This is a genomic window from Kitasatospora sp. NPDC057692, from assembly GCF_042799475.1.
In the GTDB taxonomy this organism is placed as follows: Bacteria; Actinomycetota; Actinomycetes; order Streptomycetales; family Streptomycetaceae; genus Kitasatospora.
In genome coordinates this window covers 35341-51010 of record NZ_JBHVIV010000048.1, presented here as the reverse complement: position 1 = coordinate 51010, position 15670 = coordinate 35341, and the positions used below count along the sequence as shown (strand labels likewise).

General features: G+C 74.7%; 15 protein-coding genes. 8 read left to right on the top strand and 7 right to left on the bottom strand.

All coding sequences use genetic code 11. The features are described 5' to 3' along the window. Positions 1-3: 3 nt before the first annotated feature. The 4 genes from ACFVFS_RS25130 to ACFVFS_RS25115 are packed head-to-tail and all read right to left on the bottom strand — an operon-like array spanning position 4 to position 3516. Positions 4-1374, bottom strand: a complete 1371-nt coding sequence (locus tag ACFVFS_RS25130; protein ID WP_380626946.1) for an alkaline phosphatase family protein — start codon at positions 1372-1374, stop codon at positions 4-6. A gap of 27 nt (positions 1375-1401) precedes the next feature. Next, positions 1402-1845, bottom strand: coding sequence for a type II 3-dehydroquinate dehydratase (locus tag ACFVFS_RS25125; RefSeq protein ID WP_380626945.1), 444 nt, complete (start codon positions 1843-1845; stop codon positions 1402-1404). Beyond that, positions 1842-3218, bottom strand: a complete 1377-nt coding sequence (locus ACFVFS_RS25120; RefSeq protein ID WP_380626944.1) for an alkaline phosphatase family protein — start codon at positions 3216-3218, stop codon at positions 1842-1844. The genes ACFVFS_RS25125 and ACFVFS_RS25120 overlap by 4 nt, the downstream gene beginning before the upstream one ends. A 19-nt stretch (positions 3219-3237) precedes the next feature. Next, entirely contained in the window at positions 3238-3516 is a 279-nt protein-coding gene (locus tag ACFVFS_RS25115; RefSeq protein WP_376096244.1) for a phosphopantetheine-binding protein, read from the bottom strand. Between the two features lie 743 nt (positions 3517-4259). Between ACFVFS_RS25115 and ACFVFS_RS25110 the strand changes: the two genes are divergently transcribed. The 7 genes from ACFVFS_RS25110 to ACFVFS_RS25080 all read left to right on the top strand — a co-directional run bounded on the left by ACFVFS_RS25110 (position 4260) and on the right by ACFVFS_RS25080 (position 11977). Beyond that, a complete protein-coding gene (locus ACFVFS_RS25110) occupies positions 4260-5426 on the top strand; it encodes a DegT/DnrJ/EryC1/StrS family aminotransferase (protein WP_380626943.1) in 1167 nt (388 codons plus the stop codon). Positions 5427-5515: 89 nt separating this feature from the next. Then, a complete protein-coding gene (locus ACFVFS_RS25105; RefSeq protein WP_380626942.1) occupies positions 5516-6169 on the top strand; it encodes an HAD-IA family hydrolase in 654 nt (217 codons plus the stop codon). Next, a complete protein-coding gene (locus ACFVFS_RS25100) occupies positions 6166-7248 on the top strand; it encodes an LLM class flavin-dependent oxidoreductase (protein WP_380626941.1) in 1083 nt (360 codons plus the stop codon). Before ACFVFS_RS25105 ends, ACFVFS_RS25100 begins: the two co-directional genes overlap by 4 nt. A 4-nt stretch (positions 7249-7252) precedes the next feature. Further along, the gene (locus ACFVFS_RS25095) at positions 7253-8836 is read left to right on the top strand and encodes a serine hydrolase domain-containing protein (protein WP_380626940.1); all 1584 of its coding nucleotides are present in this window, start codon (positions 7253-7255) and stop codon (positions 8834-8836) included. Between the two features lie 60 nt (positions 8837-8896). Next, positions 8897-9739, top strand: coding sequence for a methyltransferase domain-containing protein (locus ACFVFS_RS25090; protein WP_380626939.1), 843 nt, complete (start codon positions 8897-8899; stop codon positions 9737-9739). A gap of 7 nt (positions 9740-9746) precedes the next feature. Further along, the gene (locus ACFVFS_RS25085; protein WP_380626938.1) at positions 9747-10607 is read left to right on the top strand and encodes an SAM-dependent methyltransferase; all 861 of its coding nucleotides are present in this window, start codon (positions 9747-9749) and stop codon (positions 10605-10607) included. Positions 10608-10609: 2 nt separating this feature from the next. Further along, positions 10610-11977, top strand: a complete 1368-nt coding sequence (locus ACFVFS_RS25080) for a cytochrome P450 (RefSeq protein WP_380626937.1) — start codon at positions 10610-10612, stop codon at positions 11975-11977. 54 nt (positions 11978-12031) lie between these two features. Here the strand turns inward: ACFVFS_RS25080 and ACFVFS_RS25075 are convergent, their stop codons facing one another. Both ACFVFS_RS25075 and ACFVFS_RS25070 read right to left on the bottom strand, forming a co-directional pair. Continuing rightward, positions 12032-12445 (bottom strand): PPOX class F420-dependent oxidoreductase, encoded by a 414-nt coding sequence (locus ACFVFS_RS25075; RefSeq protein ID WP_380626936.1) that lies wholly within the window; start codon positions 12443-12445, stop codon positions 12032-12034. After that, a complete protein-coding gene (locus ACFVFS_RS25070; RefSeq protein WP_380626935.1) occupies positions 12442-13479 on the bottom strand; it encodes an aldo/keto reductase in 1038 nt (345 codons plus the stop codon). The genes ACFVFS_RS25075 and ACFVFS_RS25070 overlap by 4 nt, the downstream gene beginning before the upstream one ends. A 190-nt stretch (positions 13480-13669) precedes the next feature. On the opposite strand from ACFVFS_RS25070, the gene ACFVFS_RS25065 reads away from it, so the two are divergent. After that, positions 13670-14566, top strand: coding sequence for a hypothetical protein (locus tag ACFVFS_RS25065; protein ID WP_380626934.1), 897 nt, complete (start codon positions 13670-13672; stop codon positions 14564-14566). Between the two features lie 10 nt (positions 14567-14576). On the opposite strand, the gene ACFVFS_RS25060 is transcribed toward ACFVFS_RS25065, so the two are convergent. After that, positions 14577-15608, bottom strand: coding sequence for a 3-dehydroquinate synthase family protein (locus tag ACFVFS_RS25060; RefSeq protein WP_380626933.1), 1032 nt, complete (start codon positions 15606-15608; stop codon positions 14577-14579). Positions 15609-15670: the final 62 nt, after the last annotated feature.

The following is a 15670-nucleotide window of genomic DNA, read 5'->3' as shown; positions in this document are numbered from 1 at the left end:
GGCTCAGTGCGGCAGCCGGCCGCCGGGCAGGCCGAGCAGTTCGCGCAGCGCGGGTGCGACGTCGTAGAGGGACAGGCCCTCCGCCGGGCCCGGGGTGATGCCGGGGGAGTCCAGCAGGAAGATCCCGGTGTCCCCGTGGTTGGCGTGGTCCGGGCCGGTGTCGTTCTCCGTGGTGTACAGCCCCTGGCCCATGCCCAGCGTGGCGAGCGCCCGCCACCGCAGGTTGCCCACGTAGACCAGCAGGTCCGGGGCGATGCCGTTGACCTCCGGGTAGAGCTGGTCGGGCCGCAGCGCCCGGGTGCCCATCGGCCGGCCGGCGTCGTCGGGGAGCCGCTCCAGCGCGGTGGCGATCCGGTCCAGGGTGTCCTGGTACTCCCGGGCGGGCACCGTGCCGTGCGGTTCGCGGCCCTCGACGTTGAGGAAGATCCGGCCGTAGTAGCCGCCCTCGGCCCAGGCGGTGGTGCGCTTCCAGTCGACCTTCGCCTTGCTCATCGGGGTCGGCCCGGACGGCTCCTCGGCGAGCACGAGCAGCCCCTCCCGGCGCAGCCACTCGTTGATGAACAGTCCGCCGACCATCGGCTGGGCGCCGTGGTCGGAGACCACCATGACGGTGGTGTTCTCCGGCAGGCAGGCCAGGAACTCGCCGATGTGCCGGTCCAGCGCCCGGTAGTAGTCGCGGAAGAGGTTCACGTACGGGTTGCCGGGCTCGTGCCGGGGGTGCTCCGGGTCGCAGTACTTCCAGAAGCCGTGGTGCAGTCGGTCCGGCCCCATGTCGACGAAGGACAGGAACTCCCAGTCCTGGGTGGTGGCCAGGTGCCGGGCGACCTGGAACCGCTGCTCGCTGAGGTCGAAGATCTGCTGGGAGACCCGGGCGAGTTCGGGCGAGCGGAAGTTCTCCACGTCCAGCGCGTAGCCGCCGGTGAGCTTCTCGATCTCGTCGCGGAGGTCCGGGGGAGAGGTGTACTGGGCCTTCGTGGACGGCGCGAGGAAGCAGGACACCATGGCGCCCCGGATCGGGGTGGTCGGGTACGTCCCGGGGACCCCGAGCACGACGCTGTCGCGGCCGGCGGCGGTCATCTCGTCCCAGATCCGCGGCGCCTTGATGCTGTGCGAGGTGGCGAAGGCCAGCGGCCCGTAGTCGTGCGCGGCGCGGTCGCGGAAGCCGTAGACGCCCAGCTCGCCCGGGGTGCGGCCGGACATCATGCAGGACCAGGCGGGCATGGTGATGGGCGGGTCGACGCTGCGCATCGGGCCCCACAGGGAGCGCCGGCGCAGGGCGGTGAGCACGGGCATGTCGTCGGCGAACCGGTCGAACAGCAACTGCGGGGTCGCCGAGTCGAGTCCGATCACGGCCACCCGGCCGGGGTGTGGCATCTGGGTCCTTCCTCGGGGCGGTGGGGCTCAGGGGCGGTCGTCGGGCACCAGCAGGGTCAGCGAGCGGGCGGCGAGCCGGTAGCCGAGCGCGCCCATGCCCATCACCACGCCGGAGGCCAGCGGGGCCGTCACCGAGCTGTGGCGGAAGCCCTCGCGCGCCCAGACGTTGGACAGGTGCACCTCGATCCACGGCGGGGCGAAGTCGGCGAGCGCGTCGCGCAGCCCCCAGCCGGCGATCATCAGGGCGCCCGGGTTGACCACGGCGCCGGCGACGCCGCCGTGCCGCTGGAGGACGTCGATCAGCTCGCCCTCGCCGTTGTGCTGGGCGGCGACGACCTTCCAGCCGCGGACGGCGGCCTCCTCGGCGACGGCGGCCTCGATCTCGGCCAGCGTCGTGGTGCCGTAGATCTCCGGTTGCCGGGTGCCGAGGGTGCCGAGGTTGGGGCCGTTCAGCAGCAGGAGTTCGCTCACCCGCCACCCCCTCCGCCCGCACCGAGGGCGACCGTGCCGTCGAGGCCGAGCGGGTGGACGCCGACGGCGGCGAGCAGGGTCGGGGCGACGTCGAGCATGTCCAGCGAGGCCGGTCCGTCCGGCCCGGCGGGCGGCGGGGTGGCACCGCGGCGGTAGAACAGCGCGTTCTCGCGGGTGTGGGTGCCGGTGAGCGTGTCGGTGCGCAGCGGCGCCGTGCCGCCGAAGGCGCCGCGCAGCTGGACGCCCGGGGCGGGCAGCGCGAGCAGGTCCGCGGCGTGGTCGAGCAGCGGGCCGTGGTACAGCTCGGCGGGCCGGTGGACGGCGGAGACCAGCAGCGGGCCGTCCACGTCGGTGCCGACCCGGGTGCCGTCGCCGCGCAGCCGCAGCAGCTCGGCGGCGATCTCCTCGGTGAGCGCGTCGGCCTCGGCGTCGGTGAGGCCGCCGCGGGGGAAGCGGTGCTTGCGGTGGAGGTAGATCCGGGCCGGGTCGAGGGCGAAGGCCTGGCTGCGGCCGTCGAGGTCGGCGAGCCGGCCGGTGGTGTCCGTGTCGGCGAGGTGGCCGGCCTCCCGCAGCCAGGCGTTGAGGTAGAACTGCCGGTCGACGGGGCCGAATCCGTGGTCGCTGACCAGGAAGAGCTCGTCCTCGGGGCGGCAGATGTCGGCGAGCCGTCCGGCGCACTCGTCGACCAGCCGGTAGAAGTCGAGGACGGCGCCGTGCAGCGGATCGGCGGGGTCCTCGACGGACCGCCAGAGGAAGTGGTGGACCCGGTCGGTCTCGGTGAGGACGGCGATGCCGAGGTCCCAGGGCTCCTGGGTGAGGACGTGCACCATGGCGTCGGTGCGGGCCCGCAGGGCGCGTTCGGCGCGGGCCAGGAAGCCCGGCGGGTCGCCCGCGACGTCGCCGACCTCGACGTCCAGTTCGTAGTTGAAGCGCCGCAGTTCGGGCAGCAGCCGGTCGGGGGTGACGGCGTTCTCGATCCGCGGGGCGACGAAGCCGGAGACCACCACCCCGTCGACCGCGGGGGCCGGGTAGGTGCCGGGCACGTTGAGGCAGACGGTGCGCCGGCCGGCCGCGGAGGCGAGGGCCCAGAGGGCGGGCTCGCGCAGGTGCAGCAGGTTGGGGAAGCAGATCCGGTAGCCCTCGTCGGGGACGAGGTCGGTGAAGCCGAAGATGCCGTGGCGGGCGGGGTTGGTCCCGGTCAGGAAGGTGGCCCAGGAGGTGGAGCTGATCTCCGGGACGGGGGCGCGCAGCGGGGCGCAGTACCCCTCGGCGAGCAGGGCGCCGAGCCGGGGCATGACCCCGTCGGCGGCGAGCTCGGCGAGCAGGGTTCTGGGCATGCCGTCGAGCCCGATGGCGAGGGCGCGCTCTGCCATGTCTGCCGCCTCCCCGGGGTCAGGCGGTCGGGGCGCCGGAGCCGGTGCCGGCACCGGCCGTCCGGCCGTGGACGTACTCCGCGAGCAGGTCGAGGTCGTCGATCAGCTTGATCGAGAGGTCCTCGTCGGCGATCTCGACGCCGAATTCGCTCTCCACCCAGATCAGGAACTCGATGGTGTTGATCGAATCGAGTCCGAGCGCCTCGACGAGCCCGCGGTCCGGGATCTCGGAAGGGGCGATGGAGAGTTCGAGCGAATCCACGAGGACCTTGCGCAGGCGGGCCTTGATCTCTTCCACGGGCGGGCATTCCTTTCGGGGACGGCGGGCGGCACGAAACGATCACCGAATCACCGGATCACCGGAGATCGCCGGGGCGTGCGAGTGCTCGGCCTTCGGTGATCCGGGTGATTCGGGTGGTCCGTGTGATTCGTGTGATCCGGGTGATCGGAAATGATCGGAATTCCCGTGCGTGGGCCCGGTGATCTGGCGGGCGGGGCAGCCGGGGCCGGACGGGACGTGCGGAACGGCGCGCTCCTGAGCATGGTTCATTTCCCGGCGGCGTACCACCATGCCGGACCGACTTTTGTCCGCCGGGCATGTGCTTCCGGCCAATTACCACGGTCCCCACGGCCGAAAAGGTCGGTGGTGGACGGCGGGCGGACGCTTCTGGGCAGCGGCGTTCCGGTCGTGCGCCACCGCGTCCGGGAGTGGCGTGAAACCGATGGTGCCGAAGGCGCCCCGACCCGGGCCCGGACACGGTGTTGACGTGTTCGGGCCGAGCTGGACATGATTTGCGTGGCTGAGCGAACGGTATTTCCGCCCCTCCCTGCCGGCCGTTATTCCCACGGAGCAGTACGCCCGAGGCAGGCCGGTCCCAGGTTCCCGACCGGCGGCCACGCCCACGTCCGAGCGGCAGTCCGGCGGGTCGCGCCACATCCCGTGCCCGGCGGCTGCGCCCGACGGTTCGACCGGTTGCAGCAGGCCCGCCCCGGGTGCGGCGGCCTGCCCCCATGCCGCACACGACCGAGAGGCCCTGATCCATGTCATCGATTCCGGTCCAGCCGCCCCTGACCTTCCCCGCCTGGCCGCAGCACGGCACCGAGGAGCGCGAAGGACTGCTGCGCGTCCTGGAGCAGGAGGGCTGGTGGCGCAACGGGGGCAGTGAAGTCGACAGCTTCGAGCGGGAGTTCGCCGAGCTGCACGGCGCCCACCGGGCCATCGCCACCACCAACGGCACCCATGCGCTGGAGCTGGCCCTGTCGGTGCTCGGCGTCGGCCCGGGCGACGAGGTGATCGTCCCGGCCTTCACCTTCATCGCCTCCTCGATGGCCGTCCAGCGCGTCGGCGCCGTGCCGGTGCCCTGCGACATCCGCCCCGACACCTACTGCCTCGACGTGGAGGCCGCCGCCCGGCTGGTCACCCCGCGCACCAAGGCGGTGATGCCGGTCCACATGGCGGGCCAGTTCGCCGACATGGACGCCCTGGCGGACCTCGCCGAGACCGCCGGCGTGGCGATCCTGCAGGACGCGGCGCACGCCCACTCGGCCCGCTGGCGCGGCCGCCGGGTCGGCGAGTTCGGCAGCATCGCCGCCTTCAGCTTCCAGAACGGCAAGCTCATGACGGCCGGCGAGGGCGGGGCCGTCCTGCTGCCGGACGACGAGACCCACCGCGACGCCTACCTGCGGCACGGCTGCGGCCGCCCGCCCGGCGACCGGCTCTACGCCCACCTCACGCAGGGCTCCAACTTCCGCATGAACGAGTTCTCCGCCACCGTGCTGCGCGGCCAGCTCACCCGGCTGGAGGCCCAGGTCACGCTGCGCGAGGAGCGCTCGCGGCACCTGGACGCGCTGCTCGGGCGGATCCCGGGCGTCGTCCCGCAGGGCCGCGACGAGCGCTGCGACCGAAACTCGCACTACATGGCGATGGTCCGCCTCCCCGGCATCACCGCGGAGCGCCGGCTCGCCGTGGTGGACGCGCTGATCGCGCACGGCATCCCGGCCTTCGTGGGCTTCCCGCCCGTCTACCGCACCGCCGGCTACTTCGAGGGCCCGGCCATCGGCGACGTCGACGAGATCGCCAAGCGCTGCCCGGTCTCCGAGGAAGTCGGCACCGACTGCCTCTGGCTGCACCACCGGGTGCTGCTCGCCGACACCGCCGTCCTCGACCGGCTCGCCGAGGTCTTCGCGGACGTCCTCGCCGCGGCCTGACGGCACCGCGCACCACCTGCCGCACCGACGCCGCCGCGCGCCCCTCCCGTCCGGTCAGCGCGGCCCAACCCTCCAGGAAGCGGAAGCAGATGACGGCGCATCAGACGTTCCCCACCGTGGTCTTCGACCTGGACGGCGTGCTCATCGACAGCTTCGGCGTGATGCGGCAGGCGTTCGCCGTCGCCTACCGCGAGGTGGTCGGCGACGGTGAGCCGCCGTTCGAGGAGTACTGCACCCACCAGGGGCGCTACTTCCCCGACATCATGCGGCTGATGAACCTGCCCGGGGAGATGGAGCGGCCCTTCGTCGAGGCCAGCCACCGGCTGATCCACGAGGTCCAGGTCTACCCCGACGTGCCGATGGTGCTCGCGCGGCTGCGCGAGTGCGGGGTCCGCACCGCGATCGCCACCGGCAAGTCCGGCGACCGGGCCCGCGCCGTGCTGGACGTGGTGGGCCTGCTGCCGCTGCTGGACGCGGTGGTCGGCAGCGACGAGGTGGACCGGCCCAAACCGGCTCCCGACATCGTCCGCGAGGGCCTGCGCCGGCTCGGCGCCGATCCCGCGGGCGCCGTCATGGTGGGCGACGCGGTGATCGACATCCAGAGCGGCCGGGCCGCCGGGACGGCCACCGCGGCCGCCCTGTGGGGCGAGACCCTGACCGACCAACTCCTCGGCGAACGGCCGGACTTCGTCCTCGCCAAGCCCGCCGAGCTGCTGGCCCTGGTGCCCGGGGGCGAGCGGTGAGCGCCGGGGCGGCCGACGGGCCGCGCTGGAGCGTCGCGGCCCCGCAGGGCGCCGGCCTCGAACTGGCCGGCCTGGGCGGCACCGAGGCCTGGCGGACCGTCGCCGACACCGCCGCGCTGGCCCGGGACTGCGGCTACCACGCGTTCTGGCTGGAGGACCGCACCGACACCCTGCCGCGCCGCGAGCCGCAGCCGGTGGTCGAGGCGTGGACGGCCCTCGGCGCGCTCGCGGCGACCGTGCCCGGCATCGACCTCGGCCTGCTCGCCGCGGCCCCGCCGCACCGCAACGCGGTGGTCCTCGCCAAGCAGGCGGCCGGCGCCGACATCATCTCCGGCGGCCGGCTCTCGCTCGGCCTGACCGCCGCGGGGGCGCTGCCCGAGCACGTCGCGGCCGGCACCGTGCCCGGCTCGGCGCTGACCGCCGCGACCGACGGCCCCGACGGCGACGGCGCGGGGGACGTGCTCGCCGAGACCATCGCGGCGCTGCGCGCCCTGTGGTCCGGCACCCGCACCGACGCGCCCGGCCCCGCCGTCCCGCTCGCAGGGGCGCACGCGGTGCCGGTCCCCGCCCAGCCGCGGCTGCCGCTGGCCGTCCGGGTGGACGCCGCCGTGCCCGGGGCCGCCGCCCGGCTGCCCGAGGCCGCGGTGCGCGAGTGCGCCGTCGTCCAGTGGCAGGGCGAGCCCGGCGATCTGGCCGCCGCGATCGCGGAGTACGGCCGCCGCCGCGAGCGGCTCGGGCTGGACCCGGCCGGGGTGCGGCACGCGCTGGCCGCCGAGAGCCGGGTCTTCGAGGACCGGGTGGCGCGCGACCGCTGGCTCTCCACCCCGCACGTCGTGGTGTTCTGGAGCCACCACCCGGACCTGCTGGCCCGGCGCAGCCTGTACGGGACGCCGGAGCAGCTGGTCGAGCGGGCCACCCGGTACACCGAGGCCGGGGTGGGGGAGTTCCTGCTCTGGTTCCGCGACTACCCCGAGACGGCCGGCCTGCGCCGGTTCGCCGCGGAAGTCGTCCCCGCGGTGCCCGGCCCGCCGGTGCCCGCCCCGGTCCCCGCGCCCGCCGTCCCCGTCGGCGAGGGGTGAGCCGGTGCCGTCCGCCCCCGCCTTCCTCTCCCCGGACTGGCTGGCCGGCACCGCCGGCCGGCTCGCCGCCCCCGACCCCGCCCCGCGCAGCACCGTCGGCCTGCGCCTGCGGGTCACCGACCCGCCGCCCGGCACCGCCGGGGCCGCCGACGTCCTGGTCGACCTGGCCGGCGGCCGGCTCGCGGTCACCCCCGCCGCCGGGGACCCGCCGGGCCTGCTGATCGACCTGCCGTACGCCGCCGCCTACACCCTGCTGCTCGGCCCGGCCCAGGCCCGCGCCGGGATCCTGGAACGCGGCGACGTCACCGTCCTCGGCAACTTCAGCCTGCTGTTCTTCGTCGACGCCGCCCTGGAGCGCGACCGCTCCGGCCACGCCGCCGCGCTGCGCTCCGGCACCGCGGAGCCGCCGCCCGGCGCCGTCCGCGGCACCGGCGCGGAGCCCGTCCCGCCCGCCGCCGCCCCCGCCCCGGCCGACACCGAGGCGCTCGAACTGGCCGCCGGGAACCTGCCGCGCACCCTGCGGGAGCTGCGCCGCGAGGTCGGCACCTCCACCCCCGGCGCCCAGTTCTACGCCTCGCTGCACGGCCGGCCGCTGGCCGACGTCGGACTCGGGCTGGCCCGCCCCGGGGTCGCCATGTCGGCCGGCTCGGCGCCGCTCTGGTACTGCTGCGCCAAGCCGCTGCTCTCGGTCGCCCTCGGCCGGCTCTGGGAGGCCGGCGACTTCGACCCCTACCTCCCGGTCGCCCACTACCTGCCGGAGTTCGGCACCGCGGGCAAGTCGGCCATCACCTCGATGGAGCTGCTCACCCACACCGGCCCGGTGCCCACCGGCGCCGACCCGCTGCACGGCGTGGTCACCGGCCCCGACGAGGAGCGCAGCCGCCGCGCCTACGCCGCCGCCGTCGGCGCGCGCCCGCCCGGCCCCGGCATCAACTACAGCCAGTGGTGGGCCTGGTACGTGCTGGCCGGGCTGCTGCCCGCGATCGACGGCCGCGACTACCCGGCGTACGTCGAGCAGGAGATCCTGCGCCCCTGCGGGATGGACCGCACCAGGGTCCACCTCTCCCCGGAGGACTACGACGCGTACGGCGACCGGCTGCCGCTGATCCACGTCAGCAACCTCGGCGACACCCCGCAGCCCACCTGGTTCTGGTCCACCCGCGGCGCCACCACCCGCTGCGTCCCCGGGGTCAACACCCGCGGCCCGCTCGCCGACCTCGGCCTGCTGCTGGAGATGCTGCTGGCCGACGGCGCCGCCGCCGGCGGCAGGGTCCTGGCGCCCACCACGGTGGCCGCGCTGACCGCCCGCCACCGCACCGGGCTGCACGACCGCTACGGCAACGCCGACTGGGGCTTCGGCCTGCGGCTCGAATGCCGCACCCTCGACCCGGCCTACACCAGCTTCGGCACCCACGCCTCGCCCCGGTCCTTCGGCCACGACGGCCTGTGGACCGCCGTCGCCTTCGCCGACCCCGACGCCGACCTGGTGGTGGCCGTCCACCTGAACGGCAAGGTCGAGCACGAGCGCCACCGCGAACGCATCGTCCGGATCGCCGACGCCGTCTACCAGGATCTCGGCCTCGCCTGACCGCCGCCCCCACTCTCCCCCGTCCCGGCCCGCTGCCGGTCCCAGCCAGGAAGGCGCCCGATGGCACAGCAGCCCGCGTTCCCGTTCCTCCCCGATCCGGTCGAGGTGGGCAGGCTCTACGACCGCTACACCGACCTGGGCAGCGCCACCCTGGGCGAGAGCCTGCACTTCGGCTACTGGGACACCCCGGACAGCACCGTCCCGCTCGCCGAGGCGACCGACCGGCTGACCGACCTGATGACCGACCGGCTGGCCGTCGGCCACGGCGCCCGGGTCCTCGACCTCGGCTGCGGCACCGGCGCCCCCGGCACCCGGATCGCCCGCCGCACCGGCGCGCAGGTCACCGGGATCTCGGTGAGCGGCCGCCAGGTCGAGCGGGCCAACACCCTGGCCGCCTCCCTGGGCCTGGCCGACCGGGCCCGCTTCGAGCACGCCGACGCGATGGACCTGCCGTTCGCCGAGGCCTCCTTCGACGCCGTGATCGCGCTGGAGTCGATCATCCACATGCCGGACCGCGCCCATGTGCTGGAGCAGGTCGCCCGGGTGCTGCGCCCGGGCGGACGGCTGGTGCTCACCGACTTCTTCGAGCGCGCGCCGATCCCCGACTCCGGCCGGGCCGCCGTCGACCGCTACCTGCGGGAGTTCCTGATGACGATGATCCAGGCCGAGGACTACCCGCCGATGCTCCGCCGGGCCGGCTTCCGCTTCGAGGAGCTGACCGACATCAGCGACCCCACCCTGCGCCGCACCTTCGTCGAGCTCTCGGCCCGGATCGGCGGTTCCGCCGAGGCGCTCGCCGAGGCGCACGGCTCCGAGCTGGTCGAGCAGTTCAACCCCCACGACATGATCGACGTCGCCGAGTTCGGCCACCTGCTGGTGGTCGCCACCAGGAACGGGAAGTGAGTCGGCGATGACCGGATCCCCCGGGGCCGGGGACGACCTCGGCACCTTCTACGACCGGGTGAACGACGCCCTCGCCGCGGCCATGGGCGGCTACCTGCACGGCGGCTACTGGGAGGAGCCGATCGACCCGGACACCGTCGAGCAGGCCGGCGACCGGCTGACCGACCTCGTCGCCGACCGGCTGCGGCTCGCCCCCGGGCAGCGCGTCCTGGACGTCGGCTCCGGCAACGGCAAGGCCGCCGCCCGGATCGCCGCCCGGCACGGCGTGCACCTCACCGGCATCACGCTCAGCCCCTACCAGGTCCGGCAGTCCACCGAGCTGGCCGCCGCCCTGGGCCTGGCCGACGCGCTGGACTTCGAGGTCCACGACATGCTGGCGCTCGGCTTCCCGGACGCCTCCTTCGACGCGGCCGTCGCGATCGAGTCGATCTGCCACGCCGAGGCCCGCACCGAGGCCTTCGCCGGGCTCGCCCGGGTGCTGCGGCCGGGCGCCCTGCTGGTGGTCACCGACTTCGTCCTGCTGCGCCCGCTGGAGAGCGAGGAGCACCGGGCCCTGGTCGCCGCGGCGATCAAGAACTACCAGCAGGGCCCGATGCTCACCCAGGAGGAGTACGAGGCCTGCGTACGGGCCGCCGGCCTGGAGGTCGTCGACTTCACCGACCTCGGCGACCACGTCCGCCCGTCCTACCGGGTCGTCGGGCACAACCTCGCCCGCAACGGGGAGCAACTGCGCGCCCAGGTCTCCGAGGAGGAGTTCCGCTACATGGTGGAGGACCTCGCCCGGTTCGGGGCGATCACCGAACTCGGCTACGCGGTGGTCACGATCCGCAAGCCGGACGACACCGCCGAGCGCGAAGGGAGCCGCTGACGATGGCACTGACGACCGGGGTCGGACCGGGTGCCGCCGCCGCGGACTGGCGGACCGCCACCGCGCCGGGCGGACTGCCGCTGCTGGGGCACCTGGTGCCGCTGCGCCGCCGCCCGCTGGAGTTCCTCACCTCGCTGCCCCACGAGGGCGACGTGGTCGAGCTGAGGATGGGCCGCCGCACCGTCCACATGGTCTGCCACCCCGACCTGGTCGCCCAGGTGCTCAAGGACCCGCGGACCTTCGACCGCGGCGGGCCGTTCTACGAGAAGACCAAGCTGCTGATGGGCAACAGCCTCGGCAACTGCCCCTACGCCGACCACCGGCGCCAGCGGCTGCTGGTCCAGCCGTCCTTCCGCCGGGAGCGGATCGGCACCTACCCCCGGGTGATGCGCGAGGAGATGGCGGCCGAGACGGCGAACTGGCGCCCCGGCGGGACCATCGAGGCCAATGACCGGATGCACGCCGTCACCGCGCGGATCGGCGCGCGGGTGCTGCTCTCCACCGACATCGGCGTCGGCCACGTCGACCGGATCCTGCGCGGCCTGCCGATCGTGCTCAAGGGCATGTACAAGCGGATGGTCGCCCCGGTCGGCCTGGTGTACCGGCTGCCCGCGCCCGAACAGCGCCGCTTCGACGCCGCGCTGGCCGACCTGCGGGAGCTGATCGACTCGATCATCCGCGACTACCGGGGCTCCGCCGAGGACCACGGCGACCTGCTGTCCGGGCTGCTCGCGGCCCGCGACGAGGACGGCCTGGGGCTGTCCGACCAGGAGATCCACGACCAGGTGATGAACTTCCTCACCGCGTCCACCGAGACCACCGCGACCGCCCTGGCCTGGGCGCTGCAACTGCTCGGGCGGAACCCGGACTGCGAGCGCCGGCTCCAGGAGGAGGCGGACGCCTGGGCCGCCTCGGGCGGGGTCGACGCGCATGGCCGGGACGGGCTGGACTACACCCGCCAGGTGGTCACCGAGGTGCTGCGGCTCTACCCGCCGGGGTGGCTGGTCACCCGGGTGGTCACCGCCGACACCGAACTCGGCGGCGTCCGGCTGCCGGTCGGCGCGGTCGTCTTCTACAGCTCGTACGCGCTGCACCGCAACGGCGAGCTGTTCCCGGACCCGGAGCGCTTCGACCCGGACCGCTGGTCGCCCGAGCGGGTCGGCGAGGTGCCGCGCGGCGCGATGATCCCGTTCGGCGCGGGCAGCCGCAAGTGCATCGGCGACGACTACGCGATGGTGGAGACCACCCTGGCGCTCGCGACCATCGCGTCGAAGTGGCGGCTGCGGCCGACCTCGGACACGCCCGTCCACCCCAAGCCGCGCGCCCTGGTCGGGATGGGGGACCTGCCGATGGTGACCCTGCCGCGCTGAGCGGTCGGCGTGGTGCCGGGCCCCGGGGGAACGCCCCCGGGGCCCGGCACCCGTTCAGCGGTCCAGCAGGTAGTCCACCGCGACCCGGACGACCAGCAGGTCCTCGTCGGGGGGCAGCAGGTCGCCCAGGAAGTCGGCGTGCGACTTCCCGGTGTACCGGTGGGACATCGCGTCCATCAGGCCCTCGTGCCGGGTCACCGGCTCGAAGCCGGCCACCCCGCGCACCGCCACGTAGGTGTACGGCGCGTCGGCCGGGTGCAGCAGGATCGAGACCCGCGGGTCGCGCCGCAGATGGCGCTCCTTGCGGCTGCCGCGCTCGATCCCGAAGAGCAGGTCGGTGCCGTCGTGGCCGATCCAGACGACGGACTGGTGCGCGGTGCCGTCCGGCCGCAGGGTGGCGACCACCGCGAAGACCGGCCCCTCCAGCAGTTCCCTGGTGCGCGCGGAGAGCGGGACGCGGGCCGTCACGCCGTCCCCCGGCCGCGGGCGAGCGGGCGGCGGCGCAGCGAGGCGTCGGTCAGGACCCGGGGCACCCAGTGGTGGTCGGCCCGGTTGAGGTCGACGCCCGGCGGCACGATCGCGTCGATCCGGTCGAGCACCTCGTCGTCGAGATCCACCCCGGCCGCGCCCAGCAGGTCGGTCAGCTGTGCGGGTGTGCGCGGGCCGAGGAGGACGGAGGTGACGGCCGGATGCGCGTTGACGAACGCGAGCGCGAGGTGGGTCAGCGACAGGCCGGCGTCGGCGGCGACCTTGCGCAGCTCGGTCACCGCCTGCGCCTTGACGGCGTTCTCCGGCACCGACAGGTCGAACTTGCGCTGCTCCAGGACGGCCCGGCCGACGCCGGGGCGGATCTCCCGGCCGGTCAGCCAGCCCGCGCCGAGCGGGCCCCAGGGCAGCACCCCCACGCCGTGCCGCTGCGCGGTGGGCAGGACGTGGGTCTCCACGGCGCGGGCGAGCACCGAGTACTGGGGCTGCTCGCTGCGGAACCGCACGTGGCCGCGCCGCTCGGCGGCCCACTGGGCCTCGACCAGCTGGTCGGCGGGGAAGTTGGAGGTGCCGATCGCGCGGATCTTGCCGGCCCGGACCAGGTCGGAGAGCGCGGAGAGCGTCTCGTCGATGTCCGTGTCGGGGTCGATCCGGTGCACCTGGTAGAGGTCGACGTGGTCGGTGCCGAGCCGGCGCAGCGAGCCCTCCAGCGCCTTGACGATCCAACGCCGGGAATTCCCCTGCTGGTTGGCGTCCGGCCCCATCGGGCTGTGGAACTTGGTGGCCAGGACGACGTCGTCCCGGCGGCCGCGGATCGCCCGTCCGACGATCCGTTCGGACCCGCCGGAGCCGTAGATGTCGGCGGTGTCGACCAGGTTGATGCCCGCGTCCAGGGCGAGCCGGATCGTCCGGACGCCCTCCTCGGCGTCGGTGTTCCCCCAGGAGCCGAACATCATGGCTCCGAGGGCGAACTCACTGACCGATATGCCGGTGCCGCCCAGAATCCTGCGCCTCATGCGACGTGTGCCCTCCGTCGTCGGACTGCTCGGATGTGCGTGTCCACTGTGACCCGGCCGCCGCCGGGCACGCCAGGGCGCCTGCGGCGAGATGTCCGTTTTCTCGGTACTCCGGCTGGTATCGTTTGCCCCGCCGACCGGGTGACCCTGCGTCAATTTCCTTTCTGTACCGCCCTTCGGGAGGCCCCGCGTGCGCACCGTCCTCGACCGTGCCGAATGGTTCGTCTGGCTCTCCGCCCGCCCGCTGGAGCAGCACCGCTTCGCCCACCACTTCCTCGGCGGTCCGGCCGAGGCCGTGGAGACCGCGCTGGCCGCCTACGCCCGGCCGGACGGCGGCTACGCGTACGCCCTGGAGCCGGACGTCCGGGGCCCGGCCTCGCAGCCGCTGGCGGCCGCCGCCGCACTCCAGGTGCTGACCGAGATCGGGCGGTGCGACGCCGCCCGGACCGCCCGGCTGCGCGCGCACCTGCCGAGCCTGACCGCGCCCGACGGCGGCCTGCCCACGCTGCATCCGGGCATCGCCGGCTACCCGTCCTCGGCCGTCCTCGCGGTGCGGCGGAACCCGCCGGGCGGCCTGATGGCCACCGGGGTGGTGGCCGGGCTGCTGCACCGCAACGGCATCGAGGACCCGTGGCTGGAAGCCGCCACCGAGTTCTGCTGGGCGGCGGTGGACGGCCTGACCCGCTCCCACCCGTACGAGGTGGAGGCCGCCCTGGTGTTCCTGGACGGCGTCCCGGACCGGGGCCGGGCGGAGAAGGCCGGCCGGCGGCTCGGCGAGCTGGTCCGGGACCAGCGGCTGCTGGTCACCGACCCGGCCCGGGAGGAGGACTTCCCGATCGGCCCCGGGTACGCGCCGGGGGAGTACCACTACGTGACCGACGTGCTGCGCGACCCCCGGACGCTGGCCCGCGCCTGGTTCACCGAGCGCGAGATCTCCGCCGGCCTCGACCGGCTGGCCGCCGTCCAGCAGGCGGACGGCGGGTGGCCGGTCAACTGGCGTCTGTGGGCGCCCGGTTCGGCGGCCGAGTGGCGTCCGATCGCCACCCTGGAGGCGCTGCGCACGCTGCGCGCCCACGGCCGGCTCTGACGGGCGGACCCTACTCGGGCTCGCGTTCGGTCGCGTCCAGGACGCGGGCCACCACCGGCTCCGGGACGTCCGGCACCAGCTCGACGCCGCGCGGCCCGTCCAGCACGAACGCGAGCCCGGAGCCGGCGACGGCCTTCTTGTCCTGGCGCATCAGCGCGATCAGCTCGGCCGTCCGCACCCCGGCCGGCAGCCGCTCGCGCAGCCCGTAGCCGCGGACCGTCGCCAGGTGCTCGGCCACCCGCTCCGGGCCGATCCGGCCCAGCGCCCCGGCCAGCCGCCCGGCGAACACCGTGCCGATCGCCACGCCCTCGCCGTGCCGCAGCGTGAAGTCGGTGGCCCGTTCCAGGGCGTGGCCCAGGGTGTGCCCGTAGTTGAGGATGTGCCGCAGCCCGCCGTCCCGTTCGTCGGCGGCCACCACCGAGGCCTTCAGCGCCACGCTGGCGGCGATCTGCTCGTGCACCGGCAGCCCGCTGAGGTCCCCGGCGCCGATGAAGTGGCAGCGGGCGATCTCGCCGTAGCCGTTGGCCCACTCGACCGGCGGCAGGGTGCGCAGGTGGTCGGTGTCGCAGAGCACCGCCCGGGGCTGCCAGTAGGCGCCGACCTTGTTCTTGGCCTCGGGCAGGTTGACGGCGGTCTTTCCGCCGACCGCCGCGTCCACCTGGGCCAGCAGGGTGGTGGGCAGGTGGATCACCGCGATCCCCCGGTGGTAGAGCGCCGCGGCCAGGCCGACCGTGTCGGTCGTGGTGCCGCCGCCGCAGGAGACCACCACGTCGCCGCGGGTCAGGCCGTGGCCCGCGAAGGCCCGGCACAGCTCCTCCACGGTGGCCAGGGTCTTGCGGTGCTCGCCGTCCTGGGCCGGGACGAGCAGGTGCGGGACGCCGGGGTCGGGCACCTCCTCCGGCGGGCGCGCCGATACCACCACCGCCCGGGCCGCTCCGGTGCCGGCCACGATCCCGGGGAGCAGGTGCCGGACCCCGGGGCCGATGTGCACGGGGTAGGAGCGGTCACCCAGCTGTACGTCGATCCGTCGCGGAGTCGTCATGTCCACAGCCTGCCGACTCCGGCCGCCGCTGAACAGGGCGCCTCCGCCGCGGCCCCGGCGCC

What these genes read in the sequence shown, in the direction of transcription:
- ACFVFS_RS25130 (WP_380626946.1), bottom strand. Translation starts at nt 1,374, where the DNA reads ATGCCACACCCCGGCCGGGTGGCCGTGATCGGACTCGACTCGGCGACC.
- ACFVFS_RS25120 (WP_380626944.1), bottom strand. Translation starts at nt 3,218, where the DNA reads ATGGCAGAGCGCGCCCTCGCCATCGGGCTCGACGGCATGCCCAGAACC.
- ACFVFS_RS25110 (WP_380626943.1), top strand. Translation starts at nt 4,260, where the DNA reads ATGTCATCGATTCCGGTCCAGCCGCCCCTGACCTTCCCCGCCTGGCCG.
- ACFVFS_RS25105 (WP_380626942.1), top strand. Translation starts at nt 5,516, where the DNA reads ATGACGGCGCATCAGACGTTCCCCACCGTGGTCTTCGACCTGGACGGC.
- ACFVFS_RS25090 (WP_380626939.1), top strand. Translation starts at nt 8,897, where the DNA reads ATGGCACAGCAGCCCGCGTTCCCGTTCCTCCCCGATCCGGTCGAGGTG.
- ACFVFS_RS25085 (WP_380626938.1), top strand. Translation starts at nt 9,747, where the DNA reads ATGACCGGATCCCCCGGGGCCGGGGACGACCTCGGCACCTTCTACGAC.
- ACFVFS_RS25080 (WP_380626937.1), top strand. Translation starts at nt 10,610, where the DNA reads ATGGCACTGACGACCGGGGTCGGACCGGGTGCCGCCGCCGCGGACTGG.
- ACFVFS_RS25070 (WP_380626935.1), bottom strand. Translation starts at nt 13,479, where the DNA reads ATGAGGCGCAGGATTCTGGGCGGCACCGGCATATCGGTCAGTGAGTTC.
- ACFVFS_RS25060 (WP_380626933.1), bottom strand. Translation starts at nt 15,608, where the DNA reads ATGACGACTCCGCGACGGATCGACGTACAGCTGGGTGACCGCTCCTAC.